Origin of the sequence: Psychrobacter sp. Rd 27.2 (assembly GCF_001921755.1) — a bacterium.
Classification (GTDB): domain Bacteria; phylum Pseudomonadota; class Gammaproteobacteria; order Pseudomonadales; family Moraxellaceae; genus Psychrobacter; species Psychrobacter celer.
Map to the genome: position 1 here is coordinate 25,953 of NZ_MRYB01000008.1, position 18,939 is coordinate 44,891.

General features: G+C 45.8%; 17 protein-coding genes and 1 pseudogene. 12 read left to right on the top strand and 6 right to left on the bottom strand.

Annotated features, from left to right (window positions below; translation table 11 throughout):
* Positions 1-5 precede the first annotated feature (5 nt).
* From atpG to BTV99_RS08185, 6 genes are all read left to right on the top strand, one after another.
* Positions 6-887 (top strand): F0F1 ATP synthase subunit gamma, encoded by an 882-nt coding sequence (atpG, locus tag BTV99_RS08160; protein ID WP_075101881.1) that lies wholly within the window; start codon positions 6-8, stop codon positions 885-887.
* Between the two features lie 38 nt (positions 888-925).
* Positions 926-2,359: a F0F1 ATP synthase subunit beta gene (gene atpD / locus BTV99_RS08165; protein ID WP_075101882.1), complete on the top strand. Its 1,434-nt coding sequence runs from the start codon at positions 926-928 to the stop codon at positions 2,357-2,359.
* Between the two features lie 104 nt (positions 2,360-2,463).
* Positions 2,464-2,880 carry a F0F1 ATP synthase subunit epsilon gene (locus BTV99_RS08170; protein WP_075101883.1) on the top strand — a complete coding sequence of 139 codons (417 nt, stop codon included), beginning with the start codon at positions 2,464-2,466 and terminating at the stop codon, positions 2,878-2,880.
* 599 nt (positions 2,881-3,479) lie between these two features.
* Positions 3,480-4,196 (top strand): response regulator, encoded by a 717-nt coding sequence (locus tag BTV99_RS08175; protein WP_071002805.1) that lies wholly within the window; start codon positions 3,480-3,482, stop codon positions 4,194-4,196.
* Between the two features lie 198 nt (positions 4,197-4,394).
* A complete protein-coding gene (locus BTV99_RS08180; protein ID WP_075101884.1) occupies positions 4,395-6,083 on the top strand; it encodes an ATP-binding protein in 1,689 nt (562 codons plus the stop codon).
* 51 nt (positions 6,084-6,134) lie between these two features.
* On the top strand, positions 6,135-6,314 hold the full coding sequence (locus BTV99_RS08185; RefSeq protein WP_075101885.1) for a hypothetical protein: 180 nt from the start codon (positions 6,135-6,137) through the stop codon (positions 6,312-6,314).
* 46 nt (positions 6,315-6,360) lie between these two features.
* Here BTV99_RS08185 and BTV99_RS08190 read toward each other — a convergent pair whose 3' ends face one another.
* A complete protein-coding gene (locus BTV99_RS08190) occupies positions 6,361-7,851 on the bottom strand; it encodes an ATP-binding protein (RefSeq protein ID WP_075101886.1) in 1,491 nt (496 codons plus the stop codon).
* Between the two features lie 250 nt (positions 7,852-8,101).
* On the opposite strand from BTV99_RS08190, the gene rpsP reads away from it, so the two are divergent.
* The 4 genes from rpsP (at position 8,102) to rplS (ending at position 10,616) form a co-directional block, all read left to right on the top strand.
* Positions 8,102-8,371, top strand: coding sequence for a 30S ribosomal protein S16 (rpsP, locus tag BTV99_RS08195; RefSeq protein WP_075101887.1), 270 nt, complete (start codon positions 8,102-8,104; stop codon positions 8,369-8,371).
* 190 nt (positions 8,372-8,561) lie between these two features.
* A complete protein-coding gene (rimM, locus tag BTV99_RS08200; RefSeq protein ID WP_075101888.1) occupies positions 8,562-9,095 on the top strand; it encodes a ribosome maturation factor RimM in 534 nt (177 codons plus the stop codon).
* Between the two features lie 129 nt (positions 9,096-9,224).
* Positions 9,225-9,989 carry a tRNA (guanosine(37)-N1)-methyltransferase TrmD gene (trmD, locus tag BTV99_RS08205; protein ID WP_075101889.1) on the top strand — a complete coding sequence of 255 codons (765 nt, stop codon included), beginning with the start codon at positions 9,225-9,227 and terminating at the stop codon, positions 9,987-9,989.
* A 204-nt stretch (positions 9,990-10,193) separates the two neighbouring features.
* Complete coding sequence (gene rplS, locus BTV99_RS08210; protein WP_075101890.1) at positions 10,194-10,616, top strand: 50S ribosomal protein L19; 423 nt, start codon at positions 10,194-10,196, stop codon at positions 10,614-10,616.
* A gap of 290 nt (positions 10,617-10,906) precedes the next feature.
* On the opposite strand, the gene BTV99_RS08215 is transcribed toward rplS, so the two are convergent.
* A complete protein-coding gene (locus BTV99_RS08215; RefSeq protein WP_083608592.1) occupies positions 10,907-11,470 on the bottom strand; it encodes a DUF4442 domain-containing protein in 564 nt (187 codons plus the stop codon).
* Positions 11,471-11,910: 440 nt separating this feature from the next.
* Between BTV99_RS08215 and BTV99_RS08220 the strand changes: the two genes are divergently transcribed.
* Positions 11,911-13,437: a DUF3360 family protein gene (locus BTV99_RS08220; protein WP_075101891.1), complete on the top strand. Its 1,527-nt coding sequence runs from the start codon at positions 11,911-11,913 to the stop codon at positions 13,435-13,437.
* 141 nt (positions 13,438-13,578) lie between these two features.
* Positions 13,579-15,423: an excinuclease ABC subunit UvrC gene (uvrC, locus tag BTV99_RS08225; RefSeq protein ID WP_075101892.1), complete on the top strand. Its 1,845-nt coding sequence runs from the start codon at positions 13,579-13,581 to the stop codon at positions 15,421-15,423.
* Between the two features lie 136 nt (positions 15,424-15,559).
* On the opposite strand, the gene BTV99_RS13895 is transcribed toward uvrC, so the two are convergent.
* The 4 genes and pseudogenes from BTV99_RS13895 to BTV99_RS08245 all read right to left on the bottom strand — a co-directional run bounded on the left by BTV99_RS13895 (position 15,560) and on the right by BTV99_RS08245 (position 18,879).
* Positions 15,560-15,937: a TonB family protein gene (locus BTV99_RS13895; RefSeq protein ID WP_075101893.1), complete on the bottom strand. Its 378-nt coding sequence runs from the start codon at positions 15,935-15,937 to the stop codon at positions 15,560-15,562.
* Positions 15,938-15,940: 3 nt separating this feature from the next.
* Complete coding sequence (locus BTV99_RS08235) at positions 15,941-16,510, bottom strand: dihydrofolate reductase (RefSeq protein WP_075101894.1); 570 nt, start codon at positions 16,508-16,510, stop codon at positions 15,941-15,943.
* A 48-nt stretch (positions 16,511-16,558) separates the two neighbouring features.
* A pseudogene (gene thyA / locus BTV99_RS08240) lies at positions 16,559-16,843 on the bottom strand (thymidylate synthase); the annotation flags it as partial.
* Between the two features lie 218 nt (positions 16,844-17,061).
* Positions 17,062-18,879 carry a restriction endonuclease subunit S gene (locus tag BTV99_RS08245; RefSeq protein ID WP_083608594.1) on the bottom strand — a complete coding sequence of 606 codons (1,818 nt, stop codon included), beginning with the start codon at positions 18,877-18,879 and terminating at the stop codon, positions 17,062-17,064.
* Between the last annotated feature and the right edge of the window lie 60 nt (positions 18,880-18,939).

Consider the following 18,939-nt stretch of genomic DNA (forward strand, 5'->3'; position numbering starts at 1 on the left):
TCATTATGGCAAGCTTAAAAGAGATACGTGCCAAAGTCACCAGTATTAAAAGCACCCAAAAAATCACTCGCGCTATGCAAATGGTAGCAGCGAGTAAGATGCGCCGTGCCCAAGAGCGCATGGAAGTGGGTCGCCCGTATGCTGATAGTATGCGCCGGGTTATTTCACATTTGGTGCATGCCTCATCAGATTACAAACATCCGTATATGGAATCGCGTCCGGTCAATAAGGTTGGCTATATTGTCATTACCTCTGATCGCGGTCTGGCGGGTGGTTTGAATATTAACTTATTCAAAGCCTTATCTAAAAGTATCCAAGATTATCAAGACCAGTCTGTACAAACTGAGTTTGCAGTCATTGGCGCTAAAGGGGTGAGTTTTTTCAAAAACTTTGGTGGTAAAGTGACGTCAGCGGTGACTGACTACGGCGACAAACCAACGTTTGAACAGTTAAACGCACCAGTTCAGGCCATGCTTGAAGATTATAGTAACGGTAATATCGACCGTATCTATGTGGTATACAACCAGTTTGTAAATGCCATGACTCAAAAGCCTATAGTCAATCAATTAGTACCGCTACCAGAGGGTTCATTTGGTGACGAAGAGAGCGGCTTACAGACAGAGCTTAGCTGGGATTATATCTACGAGCCTGACATCAAGACATTGATTGATGAATTGCTTGGTCGCTATATCGAATCGATTGTCTATCAAGCGGTAATGGAAAACATTGCCTCTGAGCAGTCCTCTCGTATGGTTGCGATGAAAGCGGCGACAGATAATGCTGGTGACCTTATTAACGATTTACAGTTGGTTTATAACAAGCTGCGTCAAGCGGCGATTACCCGAGAAATCTCGGAAATCGTTGGCGGTGCTGCTGCTGTTTCATAATTGACTACACCTATATATAGAAGTTCAAGGAGAACGCAATGAGTAGCGGTCGTATTGTACAGATTATTGGCGCGGTTCTTGACGTTGAGTTTGACCGTAATGAAGTTCCTCAAATTTTTGATGCCTTGCAAGTAGATGGTACCGAAACCACCCTAGAAGTACAGCAACAACTAGGTGATGGTATCGTACGTACTATTGCGATGGGATCAACTGAAGGCTTAAAGCGTAACTTGCCTGTGACCAACACTGGCGCGGCTATCTCTGTACCAGTGGGTACAGGTACGCTAGGTCGTATCATGGATGTTCTTGGTCGTCCTATCGATGAAGAAGGTCCAGTTGTCGCTGACGAAAAATGGTCGATTCACCGTGATGCACCAAGCTATGCTGAGCAGTCAAACAGCACTGAGCTGCTAGAGACGGGTATCAAAGTTATCGATCTACTTTGCCCGTTTGCTAAAGGTGGTAAAGTTGGTCTGTTCGGTGGTGCCGGTGTTGGTAAAACCGTCAACATGATGGAGCTTATCAACAACATCGCTCTAAAACACGAAGGTCTATCCGTGTTTGCTGGTGTGGGTGAGCGTACTCGTGAAGGTAACGATTTCTATCACGAAATGCAAGAAGCTGGCGTTGTAAACACTGAAGACTTCAGTAAGTCTAAAGTTGCGATGGTATACGGCCAGATGAATGAGCCACCAGGTAACCGTCTACGTGTTGCCCTATCGGGTCTGACCATGGCGGAGTACTTCCGTGACACCAAAGATCCTGCCACTGGCAAAGGTCGTGACGTACTATTGTTCGTGGATAACATTTACCGTTATACACTAGCGGGTACCGAAGTATCAGCACTACTTGGTCGTATGCCATCAGCGGTTGGTTATCAGCCAACACTTGCTGAAGAGATGGGTCTGCTGCAAGAGCGTATTACCTCAACGCAATCAGGCTCTATCACTTCAGTGCAAGCCGTCTATGTACCAGCGGATGACTTGACGGATCCATCACCAGCAACGACGTTTGCTCACTTGGATGCGACAGTCGTACTAAGCCGTGACATCGCCTCACAAGGTATCTATCCTGCGGTTGATCCACTAGATTCAACCTCACGTCAGCTAGATCCACAAGTCATTGGTGAAGAGCACTATAACGTCGCTCGCGGTGTGCAAGAAGTGTTGCAGCGCTATAAAGAGCTAAAAGACATCATCGCCATCCTAGGTATGGACGAGTTGTCAGAAGAAGACAAACTGGTTGTTTATCGCGCTCGTAAGATCCAGCGCTTCTTATCTCAGCCATTCCACGTTGCCGAAGTCTTTACTGGTGCGCCTGGTAAATATGTACCACTACGCGATACCATTGCCAGCTTTAAAGCAATCATCGCTGGTGAATACGATGACCTACCAGAGCAAGCGTTCTACATGGCTGGTAGCATCGAAGAAGTAGTGGCCAAAGCAGAAAAAATGAAATCTACTGCAGCGTAAGTTGCGTTAGCAATTGCTAAAAGGCAAGTGGGCTACTGTCTGTCTACTTGCCAGTAGATAACGCATCGCAGTTTTGATTGAGTTTTGATCGTAAGGAGTTAAATATGGCAACGTTACAATGTCGCGTCGTAAGTGCTCGTGAAGAGTTGTATTCGGGCGAGATCAGCATGCTAATAGCTACGGGTACCGAAGGCGAGATTGGTGTATTGCCAGGTCACACACCGCTTATTACTTTGCTAAAACCGGGTGCGATGCGCGTGCAAACACCAAACGGTGAAGAAGAAGTGATTTATGTTTCAGGTGGCGTTTTAGAAGTTCAGCCAAAGATGGTCACCGTACTGGCGGATACCGCCATGCGTGCACACAATCTTGATGAAAGTAAAATCATCGAAGCTCGTAAAAAAGCAGAGCAAATGCTGGTCAATCAGTCTGATACGGTTCAGACCAATGCCGCTTTGGCTTCTTTAGCAGAGTCCGTGGCACAGCTACAAACGATTCGTAAATATAAAAACCGCGCTTAATGTATTTTCTATCATACTAAGCAGCCTCTCTTATTTGGTATGGTTAGTAATCATAAAAAACAGTCCATCATGGGCTGTTTTTTTTATGTCTGTTATATAGGTTTGTTTGTCATATATTCGGTGTCAGCTAAAATCATATGACAAAAGTAATCAATATCGTGGTTTGCTGCTGACTTTATTAACAGAGATAAAAAGACACTGGCGACAATGAGCATATCTGGCTATATTAGAGACGATAGTATGTAAATGCTGCGTGAGCGTTGAAAACATGATTGCTATTGTCATAGGTGCTGAGCGATGCGTAAACAGTGATGCGTCAATGTCTATGCCAGTATTAAAGCGCTAAAAAAGTCTTTAAACCGTTAATTTGCATGAAAAAGGTAGAATCTTTGGACGTAAACTAAAGTTTTAATCATTATAGTTTATAGGTTTTGTTACTGACTATAGGCTATAGTATAGGAAGCCGTACGTTTAATAGTATACTGTGCTACCAAGTTGTAACAGCTATACAAACATCAATCGTGCCACAATATGGTGCTATTAATTTTACCGCTCTTACTTTTACTGCTTTTAAATGAGATGTATTAGAGGATATAACAATGACAACGACTGAAGAAGACAACACCCCCCGAATCTTGATTGTTGAAGATGATGAGCGTCTGGCCATGTTGACCCAAGACTACTTGGTCAAAAACGGTCTAGAAGTCGCCATCGAGACCGATGGCAATCGTGCGATTCGCCGTATCGTCAACGAACAGCCTGATATGGTGGTGCTTGATGTCATGCTTCCTGGTAGCGATGGGTTGACAGTGTGCCGTGAAGTACGTCCCCATTACCAGAATCCAATTTTGATGCTGACAGCCCGTACTGAAGATATGGATCAAGTACTCGGCCTTGAGATGGGTGCTGACGATTATGTTGCCAAACCGGCGCAGCCACGCGTCCTACTTGCTCGTATTCGTGCGTTGCTACGTCGCTCAGAAAACGCGCCATCAGAAGATGTGCCACAGCGTCTTGAATTTGGTGAGTTGGTCATCGATAATGGTGGTCGTTCAGTCACGCTTAGTGATGAGCTGGTAGATTTTACTAGCGCCGAATATGACCTATTATGGTTACTTGCATCGAATGCTGGTCGTATTTTATCGCGTGAAGATATCTTTGAGCGCCTGCGCGGTATTGAATATGATGGTCAAGACCGCTCCATTGATGTGCGTATCTCACGTATCCGTCCAAAAATCGGTGATGATCCAGAAAACCCTAAACGTATCAAGACCGTCCGTAGTAAGGGTTATCTGTTTGTTAAAGAAGGCAACTAATCAGCTCACATCTGAGTGAAAACAGATTGTCTCGCATTCTCACAAAAAAACCAGCACCTTTGCTGGTTTTTTTGTGGCTAAATTTTAATTTTTAAACTTAAATACAGCGTTATGTGGTTTAATTAAGCCATCATAATGTAGCAGCACTATGCTGAGTACTATCAGCGGATTTTATTTACTAAGTTGGTCACGGCACGTATGTCATTAGTTTCTTCTTTAAAACACAGTATTTTCGTTCGGATTTATGCCGGGCTGCTTATCGTTTGTTTATGCGTGGCCTTGTTCGCGCAGTTATTGATGGACACCATCAATAAAGAGCGGGTGCAGTCCTATCGAGAAACCATGGCCAAAGGGGCGTTTCATTTGGTCAGTGAAGGAATTGCGCATCAGGACAATGAGCAGCAGCGAGCGTATTGGTTATCAGATGCCAGTAGCTTGTTTGGTTCGACATTTAGTGTCATACCGATTGATAAAGTGGACTTCACCGCCAGCGAGCTACGCCGTTTTGAAAATGACAATACCGTGGTTCGTTATAACAATCAGCCGGTATATGCAGATGTTTATTATCGTCTGCCCGACAGCCAGAGCGTCTTGACCGCGAGGGTGTCACAGGTGACCGAACAGCAAGTGCGTGCTATTGCTGTGTTTTTGTTAGATGATTTGTCTTATCACATGACTTTATCGGATAAGCGTGCACGCCTCGCTGAGTTAGAAGACAAGTTTTCTTTTCCGCTTGCGTTTCAGGCGGTCAACACCCTCGATCTGGATTCTGATCAGATAGCGCGTTTGCGCCGTGATGAGGTGGTCATCTCTTTGCAGGATACTAACAGTAGTAAGAGCAACTCAGCGATCAGAGTGATAGTGCCTTCCGAAATCAATGACATGGCTATCTTGATCGGCCCGGTTCCTTTGTTTAACTGGTTTCCGCTCAATCTGATCATCAGTATGATTTTGATCAGTATGTTCCTTATTAGCTTGGGTGTGTATGCGCTGATTTTTCCGCTTGAGCGTAAGCTACAATTGATACAAGTGGGCGTCAACGAAGTCAGTAAAGGCAATCTAGATATCCAAGTACAGGTCATCGGCCAAGATGAGATTGCTCGCTTGTCAGCGACATTTAACGCCATGACCTCGCATATCAAACGTTTAATTGAGTCACAGCGTGAGCTGACACGCGCGGTCTCGCATGAGCTGCGTACGCCTGTTGCCCGTATACGGTTTGCCGTCGATATGCTGGCCGATACCGATGATGAGGACTCGCGCTTTATGCAGCGTGACTATATCGATGAAGATATTGAGTCTCTAAATAGTTTGATTGATGAGATTTTGACGTACGCCAAGCTAGAAGAAGGCTCACCAAAGCTTGATCTAGAGCCTGTCAATCTTCGAGAGCTGCTAGAGCAAGTCGAGCGCGAAACCAACGCGCTAGGTAAACCCATCAAGATAGTGACCAAACTCCCCAGTGCGAAGGTCACGGCAGTGGCTGATAAGCGCTATTTACACCGTGTCATTCAGAACTTGGCTGGCAATGCCCTACGCTATGCAGAAACCACTATTATCATTAGTGCTGGCGTCAAAAAGGGCAATGCCTTTGTCAGTGTCGAAGATGATGGTCACGGTATCCCAGAAGAAGACCGCGAAAAGGTATTTATCCCGTTTTCGCGCTTGGATGACAGTCGCACCCGTGCATCGGGTGGCTATGGACTTGGTCTGTCTATCGTTTCGCGCATCGCCTTTTGGTTTAACGGCAGTATGAAGGTAGATGAAAGCCGTGAGCTTGGTGGCGCAAGGTTTGTCATGACTTGGCCGATTAAGCCCTTGACACAGATATTGGCGGCAGATGAGTTGACGCAAGAAAGAAGTGAGCGTGATATTGAAAACCAATGATAAGCAAAGACAGTCAGTGATCAGCAGAGCAATAGTAGAGGAGGGCAAAGGATGCCATACTTATTTGGCGGGTTGGTGATAGTAAATGCGATTACCTTGGGGTATTATTTATTTGTGCAGCAGCCGAGCAGCACTCAGACCGTAGAGGCGGCCAAAGCGGAGATTACCCAGCCGCTGGCCTTTACCAATAGTGCTAAGTACATCCCGCCGGTAATTGGCAGCAAAGACTGAGATTTAAGACCAAGGGCCGGCTTGGGTCTGCCCCTAACCCTAACTTTTAAGGGTTAGGCGGCTTGTCTATGGCGTGTTTCTCATCAGATGACTCTGAGGTAGTGGGCGTATCGGCGGCTAAGGTTTCATCGCCAGCCACCTTAGAGAGTAGCGGGATACGTACGCACACTTGTAAACCGCCATCAGGGTGATTGATGGCCTCAACCGTACCATGATGTAACCCTGCGATACGGCTGACGATGGCTAAGCCTAGACCACTGCCTTGTGTGGTACGTGCCGTCTCGCCACGCTCGAACGGCTGCATAATTCGCTCTAACTGGTCTTCTGCCACGCCATCGCCGCAATCGCGCACACAGATTACCAATTGCTCCTGTGCTTCTTGGTTTACCACGTTTTCCGTCACCACATCGGCTTCTTCATCCACAGCGGTTTCGACAAAGGTCGGTATGACGGTTGCCGATAGATAAATGGGCGGTTTGCCGTAGCGATTGGCGTTATTTACAAGGTTGATAATCAAACGTTTGATAGAAAGCGGCCGGACGGGTACCACTTTATGGCACTCAGATTGATAGATAAACTCCATTGGCGCAAATTGCACCATGATTTCATTAAATATGGTGTCTAGGTTGGTCAGGCTCACAGGCTCATCAGAGCCATCTTTCATAAACGAGATAAACTGCTCCAAAATAGCATCCATATCTTCAATATCATAAATCAGCCCTTCACGAAAAAAATCATCCGGCAGCATCTCGGCGGTCAACCGCATTCGGGTCAGCGGCGTCCGCAAATCATGAGAGATACCGGCGAGCATGATGGTACGCTCTTTTTGCGCTTGGCTGAGCGTGGTAAATAGGCGATTAAAGGCCATATTGACCTGACGTATCTCTGTTGGGCCTTTTTGAGTGGGCAGAGTGGTGGCGTGACCAAGACGGATATAATTGGTCGCGGCGCGCTGCAAATAGCGCAGCGGACGGTTTAATTGCCGCGCCAGTAAAATAATGGTGAGCAAGGACAAGATAGGCAAACCAATCAAAAATAACACCAGCAGACTTGGGCTATACTGCGAGTAATACACCACAGGCTCACGAATCCAAAAACTGTCGTCACGGCTGTCTTGTACCCATAATTGCGGCGTGGGCTTAAATTTAAAATACACCTCAACAGGTCGGCCTAATTGAGCGCCAATCTCTCGCTGCAACACGTCGGTAAAGACACCGACAAAGGCTTTATCAGCCACCTCCGGAAAGTCGCTTGGATTATCCACCACCACCACATGCGAGTGCCGATAAATCCACTGGCGCACCTCAGGGCGCGCTTGCCAATCTTTATTGACGCTATTCATCAGCTTTAGCTCGCTGGTCAAATAACGCGCATGATTTTTGAGCTCTGGCAAATACAGACTGCGCCAAAAAAACAAAATCGATAAACTGACACTGATCAGCACGATAAAGGCGACCATCAAAGTCGTCAGCCAAGTGTTGGAGTAAGAGCGCGCAAGCCAGCCTTTGCGACGGGTTGGCGGATTTGATGGAGTCATAACAATCCAATAGGTTACATGAGGCGTTATAAAGTATAGCGTTATTTGGTCTAGAAAGGATGTCATCCACCAAAAATAACGGCGCAATAGCAGAGGATTGCCATACGCAAATCCTAGAAGGATTTTACATCGATAGCCATTTAAGCTATTGTTAATAAATAATTAAATAAGCACAGTTTATGTTTTCAATAAATCAAGACTGTGATATAATTATGCCCTTTTTGGTATACCTGCGAAAGAGAGAATTCACATGGTTGTTATTCGTTTAGCACGGGGCGGTGCCAAGAAACGCCCATTTTATCAAGTAGTTGTTGCTGATCAACGCCGCGCGCGTGACGGTCGCTATATTGAAAACATCGGCTTTTTTAACCCACTCGCTAAAGAGTCTGAAGAAGCAGTACGCCTAAACATGGAAGCGTACAATGCGTGGATCGCCAAAGGTGCACAGCCTTCAGATCGCGTTGCTTCATTAGCAAAAGCTTATAGCAAGTCTGCCGCTCAAACTGAAGCCACTGCTTAAGTTTGTTGGTCGCTGAGGTGGTTATAGTTTGACTATGGCAATCTCAATAGACTTGAGAACACATAGCGTAACTGGTCTGACCAGGGTGCGCCATTAACTGTTTATCGCTTTTAACGCAGTTTTTAATGATTGTTGTTTTAATCGTGATTGTTTTACTTACCGTTTGTTAGTCATTACTAGGTTAGCCGTTATGTCATCTGCTCCAGCCGCTAATACCCTTATGAAAATCGGTCAGCTTAAAAAGCCTTATGGTATTAAAGGCTGGCTGTGGGTGTTTAGTGATACAGAGGATCGGACGGCGATATTTGACATGCAGCCGTGGTGGATGAAAACTGCCACTGGCATGAAGCCTTTGACGGTGAAAGCATGGCGTCAACAAGGCACAGGAATCGTCGCTCAGTTTGAGCAGGTACCTGATCGCAATGTTGCGGAGACGATGAACGGTGTGACCGTTTGGGTCGAGCAAGACGTCTTGCCAGAAACGGCTGAGGATGAATATTATTGGTCAGACTTGATCGACTTGCGCGTGATAAACGAGCAAGAAGAGTATCTGGGCGATATCACCGAAATGTTTGAAACTGGCGCGCATGACATCATGCGCGTGAAAGCAAACTCAGACAGCTTGGATGATGAAGAGCGCCTGATTCCATGGCACAAACAAACCGTTATTGAGGTCGATATGACTGAAAAAACGGTGCTGGTGGCATGGCCAAGTGACTATTAGTTAAATAGATATTAGTCAGAGATCTATTAATCAAGTAGCTATTAAGCTAATAACTAGTAATAGTATGAGTAAGACAATTTTTTGGCGTTAGCGCCAGTATGATCATTGCGTCAATTAAGTAGATATCAGATGTATTTTGCCGTCATTAGTATTTTTCCTGAGATGTTTGCCACGATTCGTGATTTTGGTATCACTGGAAGGGCAGTCGCTGGAGAGCACGTGACGATTGAGTGCATAAATCCACGTGATTATACCACCGATAACTACCGCCGTATTGATGAGCGCCCGTATGGTGGCGGTCCTGGCATGGTGATGATGGCTGAGCCATTATCAAAAGCCATAGAGGATGCGCGCTTGCGAGCGAGTCAGCACGGCTGCCGTGTCGATAGTGAGCACTGTCCGGTGATTTATATGTCGCCACAAGGACAGACGCTCAGTGAGAGTAGTGTGGTCAGCATGGCCGAGTACGATGGCATGATTATATTGTGCGGTCGTTACGAGGGTATTGATGAGCGCTTACTATCACGATATGTCGATAGGGAGGTGTCATTGGGGGACTATGTGCTGACAGGCGGTGAGCTGCCTGCCATGGTATTGATGGATAGTGTGATACGTCGTTTGCCTGATATCATGGGCGATGATCAGTCCGCTGAGCAAGACTCGTTTGTCGATGGTTTGCTTGATTGTCCGCATTATACCAAGCCGCATGAGTTTGCAGGTATGAGCGTCCCTGAGGTATTACTCTCAGGTCATCATGCCAATATTGCTAAGTGGCGTTTTGCTCAGCAAGTCAGTCGTACGCAAGCGCGTCGGCCAGACTTATGGCAGGCGTTTACCCCCACGGCAGAGCAAGCGAAGTGGCTAAAGGCACTGGCAAAAACAGATAAAAAATAAGGGTTAACCTTTCGTTTTATCGTTTTTAAATTTGATAAACAGTTAAAAAATAAAATTTTGAGCAATAATAAAACGAGTCATCACATTGTGGCCGTTGGTTATAACCCATTTACGTTGCGTCTTTTTATAATAAGATGCAATTCATTATTACAAACAGGTGATATGCGTGAAGCCTCTATTATCTAATGTGAGGAGATAACTCTCATGAGCAACAAGCATCCATTGGTTCAGGTCATCGAAAACGCTCAATTGCGTGAACACCCAAGCTTTGCACCCGGTGATACCATTGTCGTACAAGTAAAAGTACGTGAAGGTGAGCGTGAGCGTCTACAGGCTTTTGAAGGTGTGGTCATCGCTAAGCGTAACCGCGGTTTAAACTCAGCATTTACCGTACGTAAAATCTCAAGCGGCGTCGGTGTTGAGCGTGCATTCCAGTTGCATTCACCACTGATCGATAGCATCGAAGTGAAACGCCGTGGTGCGGTTCGTCGTGCGAAACTATACTACTTACGTGAGCGCTCTGGTAAATCAGCACGTATCCGCGAAAAGCTTGGTGCTCGTCCAGCAGCTCAGAAAAAAACTGACGCTGGTGTTCCTGATGCGGTTGAAACAGCGCCAGGTATCTAAGCACAAGTTACGTGAGCACATACGTGATCATAAGTATCTAAGCGGTGCTCTGAGTCTTTGTTAGTCTGTGATTATCACCGCCAGCAAAGGCTCGGACACACATAGATACCAGCCCTTATTCATAGGTTTATTTATAAATAAGCGGGCCATACCAAAAAGACAAAACCCCAATCTATGCGATAGCTGGATTGGGGTTTTTGTATGGGCGTAACTGTATCCGCTGTGCTTGCTGAGTCTATTGTGCACATGGTCGCAAATACATGTGTGCCTATGAACGCAGATGCATGAGGTTAAGCGCTATCAGCATCGGTGTCGATGCGTATGCTTTGATCCTTTGATTTACTGTGCTTGCGCAAACGGATATACAGTGTCTTGGTGACAGTGGCCACAACCTTTTGCTGCTCATCGACGATATCGACACTGTAGTCGCGAAATACCGCCCCTCCATCTTTGGCCAGCTCTTGAATGGTAATGATTTCAGCGCTCGGTATCTTCATCCTTGCGGTGACCTTGCTATGGCCTGGCGCGACAAAATCGATATGTGAGCTTTTGTCCCATACCACATAATGACTGCCCAATTGATGCATCAGCATGAGCATATAAAACGGATCGACCATAGAGTAGAGGCTGCCACCGAACTGGGTGCCGACGATGTTTTTATTCAAGCTATTCAAACCCATACTGACCACACATAAACCTTGATCGAGACTGATATGCTCGATTTTGATGCCAGCTCCGACGTAAGGCGCGTAGGTGTTGATACGCAGTTTGAGTAAATGCGGTGTCAACAATGGCATGATGCTTTGTTTGGCGCGACGTTTTAAGGTCTCAAGGTTGGTGGGTAGTAAGCTCATAAAGGAATCCTGTTACTTCTTTTCGATTTTTAATTATTCAGTCAAATGGCTGACACCTGTTGCAGGGTATCTAGCGTGAAAGCTATTTATCATAAGTAAAAATCGTCTTGACCGCTAGGTTTAAAGCGTAAGTATGCCTCATTATAAATAAGATAAATGATGAATATATGCGGCAGCATGTCGCCCTGAGCGCGGTCATTGCTAAGCAATTTGGGGTTGTTTTTCTAAAATAAATGATTGATAAGTTTGCAAAAATGATAACTTAAAACTTTAAGTTATCAATCAAACAGAGACGCATAGTATCTTTACATGGTTCCGCGCTCGCATTTCACTGTCCTGTGACATACAATAGCCTGCAATTTGTACTGCCCTGTGATTTTATCAAGTCACATCAGTGCACTGCCCGTCCATCGAAGCCTCAGTCGACATAAGGAAATGTGATGAGTAACACTCAGATCCCTGCCTCAGGGTCTACTCCGCCACCATCAAATCCATCCAATTACGACAGCGAGCCACAAGGCAGCTACCTTGATCTACACAAGCCCAGCTCAAGCTTTGAGAGTCGTGACGCCTATTTAAATCATGAACTACAAATCATGCAGCCCAAGCGCTGGCGGGTAAACTTGCCGTTTCGTGATTATCGTTTTGAGTATGAAGACACCATCCCTGCGATGGCCGCAACGATCGGTAAGGTCGTGATGGTAGGCGCTATTGCCGCTACGTTTGCAGGGCCGCTTGGGCTAAGCGATGCCTTTGTATTAGAAAACGTGCGCTATGAGTTGTTAATTGTCGCTTTCTTTGTGATTTTGTTTTCAGGGTTTTTGCTTCCGACGGCCAACCTTGCTGGTACGCACGGGCCGCTGATCCCACTGATTCCTATCGTCGTTGCCGCTGGTGGTCACCCGATGGCCTTTGGCTTGCTCATCGGTGCTTTTGGTCTATTACTAGCCATTAGTAAAGGAGGCAGTCTGCTGGCAAACTTGACCAGTAAAGGCGTGTGTGGCGGTCTGCTGCTTTATTTGGGTTTTATTGGCACCCTCTCGCAGGTCAAAAATCTATTTGCATGGGCCGAAGGTATCGGCATGGCGCATATCGCCTTTGTGGTGATTTTGCTGACCATCATCCTGTACGCGGTATTAGAAAACTTCCAAAAGCGCTGGCTGGCTGTACCATTAAGCTGCTTGCTCGGTGGCGGTGTGGCCTTTGCTATGGGCGCGCCTTTTGCCTTTGAGACAGCGCCTGGCCTGCCAAATATGAACCCCATGTACTGGTGGGGGGAGGACACGGGCTGGATGCTGGGTCTGCCGACGATTGAAAGCTTCGTGGTGGTATTGCCGTTTGCGGTATTGGCCGTCGCTATGTGGTCGCCGGATTTTTTGGGTCATCAAGTTTTTCAAAAGATCAGCTACCCAAAGCGTACCGAGCGCGTGTTGATGGATATCGATGACACCATGACCAGTGCTTCTATTCGTCAGGTCGCAGGCTCTATCCTTGGCGGCGCAAACTTTGCATCATCATGGGGTACGTATATCGTACCAGCGGCGATTGCCAAGCGTCCGATTCCAGCGGGTGCAGTACTCACAGGACTGTTTTGTTTGATCGCAGGTGTCTGGGGCTATCCGATGGATTTGGCGATTTGGGAGCCGGTGATGTGTGTGGCGCTGATCGTCGGGGTCTTTATTCCGCTGCTTGAAGCGGGTATGGAGATGACGCGCGAAGGTAAAACCACGCAGTCTGCTGCAATTGTGGTCTTTGCCTCGGCATTGGTCAACCCAGCCTTTGGCTGGTCGATTACCTTGGTGCTTGATAACCTAGGTTTGATTGGCTCAAAAGAGCGTAGTGCGAGCCTATCAAAGATGAGCCGTTGGATTATACCTGTCATTACCTTTGTGATATTGACTGGTGTCATGGCGGTGGTTGGGATGTTGCCGGGCATTCCTGCACTATTACCGAACTTCCGTCATTAGAAGTTTTGCTTAGCATAAAAAAGAAAAGCCAGCCTCGTGCTGGTTTTTTTGTGCGTAAGCGGATAAGTTTGATAGCTTGTAAAACGCAGGCTACCGCCCCATAAATAGCTGTATATCAGTGTCTTAAGAGCAATAAATTTTATGGTTAATGTCTCAGAGTCGAGTCCTGTCGATGATAAAAAAGCCCGCCTCAAACATCTAATCCAGCGCCTGCCAAACTTGCCAGGGGTCTATAAAATGCTGGGAAAAAACGGCGATATTTTATATGTGGGTAAAGCAAAATCGCTAAAAAGCCGAGTCAATAGCTATTTTGCCAAGACCATTGACCATCCAAAGACGCGGGCACTGGTGGCACGTATTCACGATATTGAGACCATCATTACCCGTAGTGAGACCGAGGCATTGCTGCTTGAGCAAAACCTGATTAAAGAGTACCGTCCCCCTTATAACGTGCTACTACGTGACGATAAGTCTTATCTGTATGTATTTATCTCAGCGGATAAGCCTTATCCAAGATTGGCTTATGGCCGCGGCAAAGGCAATCATCAAAAGGGTCGGTTTTTTGGGCCTTTTCCTTCTGCTCATGCGGCCAAAGAAACCTTGGTGCTCATGCAAAAAATGTTTCAGATGCGCCAGTGTACCAATACGTTTTTTAAACAGCGTAAGCGACCGTGCCTTGAATATCAAATCAAGCGTTGCCGTGCACCCTGCGTGGGCTTGGTGTCGCCAGAAGAGTATGCAGAAGATGTGAATAATACTATTCGTTTTCTTAAAGGCGACTCAAGCGATATTCACAGTGCGCTAATCGAAAAAATGGAAAGTGCTGCTGAATCATTAGATTTTGAAAAAGCAGTCTTTTATCGGGATCAGCTGTCTATGCTACGCGAAGTGCAGGCCAAACAGGCTGTATATACCGTACAGGGCGAAGCGGATGTGATTGCCATTGCTAGCCAAGCTGGCATGACCTGTGTCAATGTACTGACAGTGCGCGGCGGCCGCGTACTTGGTGGCAAAAACTACTTCCCTGATGTCGATAGTAGTGAGTCACTCGCGGATAATTTGTCGGCATTTATTACCTCATTTTATTTTCAGGTGACCGACGACTTGCCAAGTGAGATTATTCTCAGTCATGCGCTGCCTGACCAACAAGCAGTCAGCGAAGCATTGGCCACCCACTTTGAGAGCAAAGTCGTTATCAAAACCAATGTGCGCGAGCATCGTTCAGAGTGGCTGGACTTGGCCAAACTGAATACCAACAATGCACTAAAAACCAAACTGGGCGACTATCTAGAGCTGCATGCGCGCTTTGGTGCGCTAAAGAACGTACTGGCTGATGTCACTGATCGCGCCATAGACCGTATCGAATGCTTTGATATCTCGCACACCATGGGCGAGGCGACCATCGGTAGCTGTGTGGTATTCGACCAAGGTGGCTCGCGGCGTCGCGATTACCGTCAGTATGCGATTCATGATATCCAAGGCGGTGACGATTATGCGGCGATGCAGCAAGTGCTGACGCGGCGCTATAAAAAACAGCCACTGCCTGATCTGTTGCTGATTGATGGCGGGAAAGGTCAGCTTAATATCGCCAAAGAAGTGCTGACCGAGCTGGGTATCTTAAATGACACGCTGCTTGTGAGTGTGGCAAAAGGAGAAGGGCGCAAGGCGGGTTTAGAAGTATTACATTTTATCGATCATGAACCGCTGGATCTGCCCATGGACAGCAAGGCGCTGCATTTACTGATGCATATTCGTGATGAGGCGCATCGTTTTGCCATCACAGCGCACCGTAAGAAGCGCGATAAGCGCCGTTCGTCGTCGGTGCTGGAGGTGATACCGGGGCTGGGAGAAAAGCGCCGCCGCGACTTGCTCAATCACTTTGGCGGGATGCAGCAACTGCTAGGGGCTTCGCAGCAAGAACTAGCAGGCGTGCAGGGCATCGGTCCAGTATTGGCCAAGACCATTTATAAAGTGCTGCATGAGTAAACAGATATATCGTGAGTTCAGTACAAAAACGATACCGTGGGGCTGGGATGAATTGCAGGCAGAGGATGCCAGAAAAATTTATACCAGTTCCGCGCTGAAATAGAATGTATCTGTTTTATTTAGAATCGACTATAGCTCAGTGAAGCATATCATCTCTAAGCATTTTATAAACAATAGGTAACCTCACGGTTGATTCTATAAACTTACTGTCTTTAGTTGCTGCATGAAATATCATTTTGCGAGCTTGTATAATAGCATTTCTATCTAGATGTCGATTACCTGACGATTTTTGAATACTGACCTTGTCAACTGTGCCGTTCTTATTAACATATAATTTAAGTACAAGGTCCAAACTTTCTCCCCGACTCATCCTTCTTGATACTCGAGGAGGGATAGTAAAGTCTACGGAGCGCATGACTTTAGGGGGAACTATAACAGGCTCTCGTTGAGGCAGGCTCTGGCAGCCTGTCATAAATGCGAAGAGAAGTGCGAGTGGTAAAAGTTTTTTCGTCATTTTTTAGTTTGCCACGCTTTTATAAGTCACAAATCTAAAATCCAATCCGCTTTTTTCATCATGCATCGACTCAGACGCTTCTGCGACTGCAAAGTCGCTCGGCAATTCAGGGTAAAACGCCTCGCCGTCAGGGATCTCGGTATCGACGTGTGTCAGCTCAATACGATCGGTGTACATAAAGGCATCACGAAATACCCGCTCGCCGCCGATGACCCAAATCGTATCTAAGTGAGCACCATGGGCGAGACTGGCAGCTTGCGTTAAAGCATCATCCAAATTATGCACCACATACGCATTGTCTTTGCCTACTAGGCCGCTCTTTTCGGCATAGTCCATTTGACTGCTGATAATAAAGCTGACACGTTTTGGCAACGGCTTGCTGCCCATCGACTCAAAGGTCTTGCGACCCATGATGACGATACCTTGAACCGCACCGCCTGTTGCTTTGGTGGTCATTTGTTTGAAATGCTGCAAATCTGCTGAGATATGCCACGGCAGCTCATTGTCCTTGCCGATACAGCGATTGCTACTGATAGCAGCGATTTGGGCGACTTGGGTATTGGCATAACTCATAATATGTCCTTATTGTTTTCGTCAGTCATATGAAGTAAAAAACAGTCTTTATACCGCGACTTTTGCTTTGATAGCGGGATGTGATTCATAACCGTTTACGCTAATATCCTCAAAATTAAATGCAAAAATATCATCAACATCAGGGTTGAGCGTCAATGTCGGTAGTGCATAACACTCACGCGTCAGTTGCAGCTCAACTTGCTCGCGGTGGTTTTGATAAATATGACAGTCGCCGCCGGTCCAGATAAACTCGCCCACGCCCAGCCCGCAAACCTGCGCAATCATGTGGGTCAGCAGGGCATAGCTGGCGATATTGAACGGCACACCTAAAAAATTTACAACCCCTAATTTATGCACAAGTCGTTTTATTTTCTAATGTAGAGCGCTATATTTTGACTGTGCATTTTTAATTCTGCACAATACGAACTGTGTAAACGGTCAGTTATCCTTCGCAGCAACACCAACATTATTCGATCTACCGAGTAGAATGTCTTGATAAGAGATATTATATCTTATCAAGACATATAATACACTTAGCCCAATACTAAAACTCACCCTAAAGCGCTATCAACCAACGCATCAGTAAGCTGAACTTGTGTCTCTTGAGATTGCTTTAGCTTCTCTTTTAGCTGATCGCAAATAGCCATTAATTCATCGACTTTAGCAACGATACGATGTTGTTCACTTAGAGGTGGTAAAGGAATGTTTAAATTTTCAACGTCACCAACTCTTAAATGTTTAACGGTGGAGCCAATTGCATGTTCTGAAGCTCTTTCTAACAAATGTGGCTCTGTTAATGCTAGAAGTAAATACTGGTTCGAAACATACTTGTGATATGGTCTTATCAGCATTGTTCTTTGCCCCAAACACCAAACACTTCCTTTAGGGATGATAGCAGCTTCACCCATCGGTGCTTCTCTTGTGAAAATTATGTCTTCGGGTTTTGGAGGGCACCTTCTCGACCAATATTCGTAAGTTTCCTCAGAAATATACTTCATACCAGTCATACAAAACTCTCTCTCTCTAATATTCGAGGTTCTGATTATTGGAATACCACTATCAACATATGGTGCTGTTTTATTATGACAGTCAACTAAGTAGGTACATAAATCTATAAGGTGTGCTGTTTTCCATGTAGATGGAATTCCGAAAGGTGCAGAAGCATCTGACAGTTTTTTCAATTTCTTCAACATCGTTTTAGATTCTGGATTTTCCTCTTTTGTTTTTTGAAGCCACTCCGAGCGCTCTTTACGTAATTTCTCTAACAACACCGAAGCAGGTTCTTCATCTGGATTTTGCGGAACTAACTTACCCATTACCGCCAATTGCAGCACAGTTTGCTTTAGAGCTTCGATGCTTTGCTCAGTAGTGAACAGGCTGTCGAAATGCTCAGCAATTCTCGGCCAGTTTTGTGCCAGCTCATCAGCGCCAGCACTATCTGTCAACGTGGCTAATAACACTTCCACAAGCGTAGCGTGAGCCTCGATACTGGCTTCGGTTTGCTGCTCTAGCTGATCACATAACAGCATGAGTTCATCGACTTTAGCGACGATGCGTTTTTGTTCTGCAAGCGGTGGAAGTGGAATAGGATTGCTTTCAAAAAAACTTCTTGGGACTCTTTTATGTCCAGCAGAGCCAGTCATAAGCTTTTGACCCATAGTTAAGAAGTTAGGTGATTTAAAATATAAAAGAAGAAAATTTCTTTCAACTTGCTCTCCAAAAGGACGCGCAACATGGAGTTCTGTTGTCCCTGCGCCAATACCATTTTCTAAATTACGAAAAATAGCAGCTTTACTATTTTCAAAACAAGGTGTTATTTTCGCAATAGCAATATCGCCATTAGCAAAATGGGTATAGCCTTTCTTTATTTCACTCCAAGGCCTTGATTCAGAATCATGTACTCCATCGTATGATGTAGTGATTAGAGTCATTGGAACAAATGATGCTTTAGTTTTATCATCAACATTCGTATTACGTGGGTTTATCTCTGTTATAAAGTTAAGTCGAGTCCACTGCCACTCACGAGGAAGATCAAAAGGTTTTTCATCTTCATTAACTTTACCATCTGCTTTAGTCTTCTTAATCTTCTTATCTTTAATCAACTGAGCTTTTTCAGCCGCTATTCTTTCTAACAAAACAGAGGCAGACTCATCATTAGCATCCTGCGGCACTAGCTTGCCACGTACTGCTAACTCCAAAATCAGCTCACGTAATTTGCTAATGCCGTATAGCTCATACTTTTTGCTACTGCCACGCCCACTAGTCGATTTAGCCAGTATAGCGCTAGTCCAGATATCGATATGTTCAGTGATCAACTGCTCTGGTTTGTTTGCGTCTTTACCCACCTCTAAGGTCGTTTTTGCATTCATAGCTACTTGTCCTCTGTCGTGTTAGCAGACAGCGCAGCGCCCAGTACATCTTTTAATTGG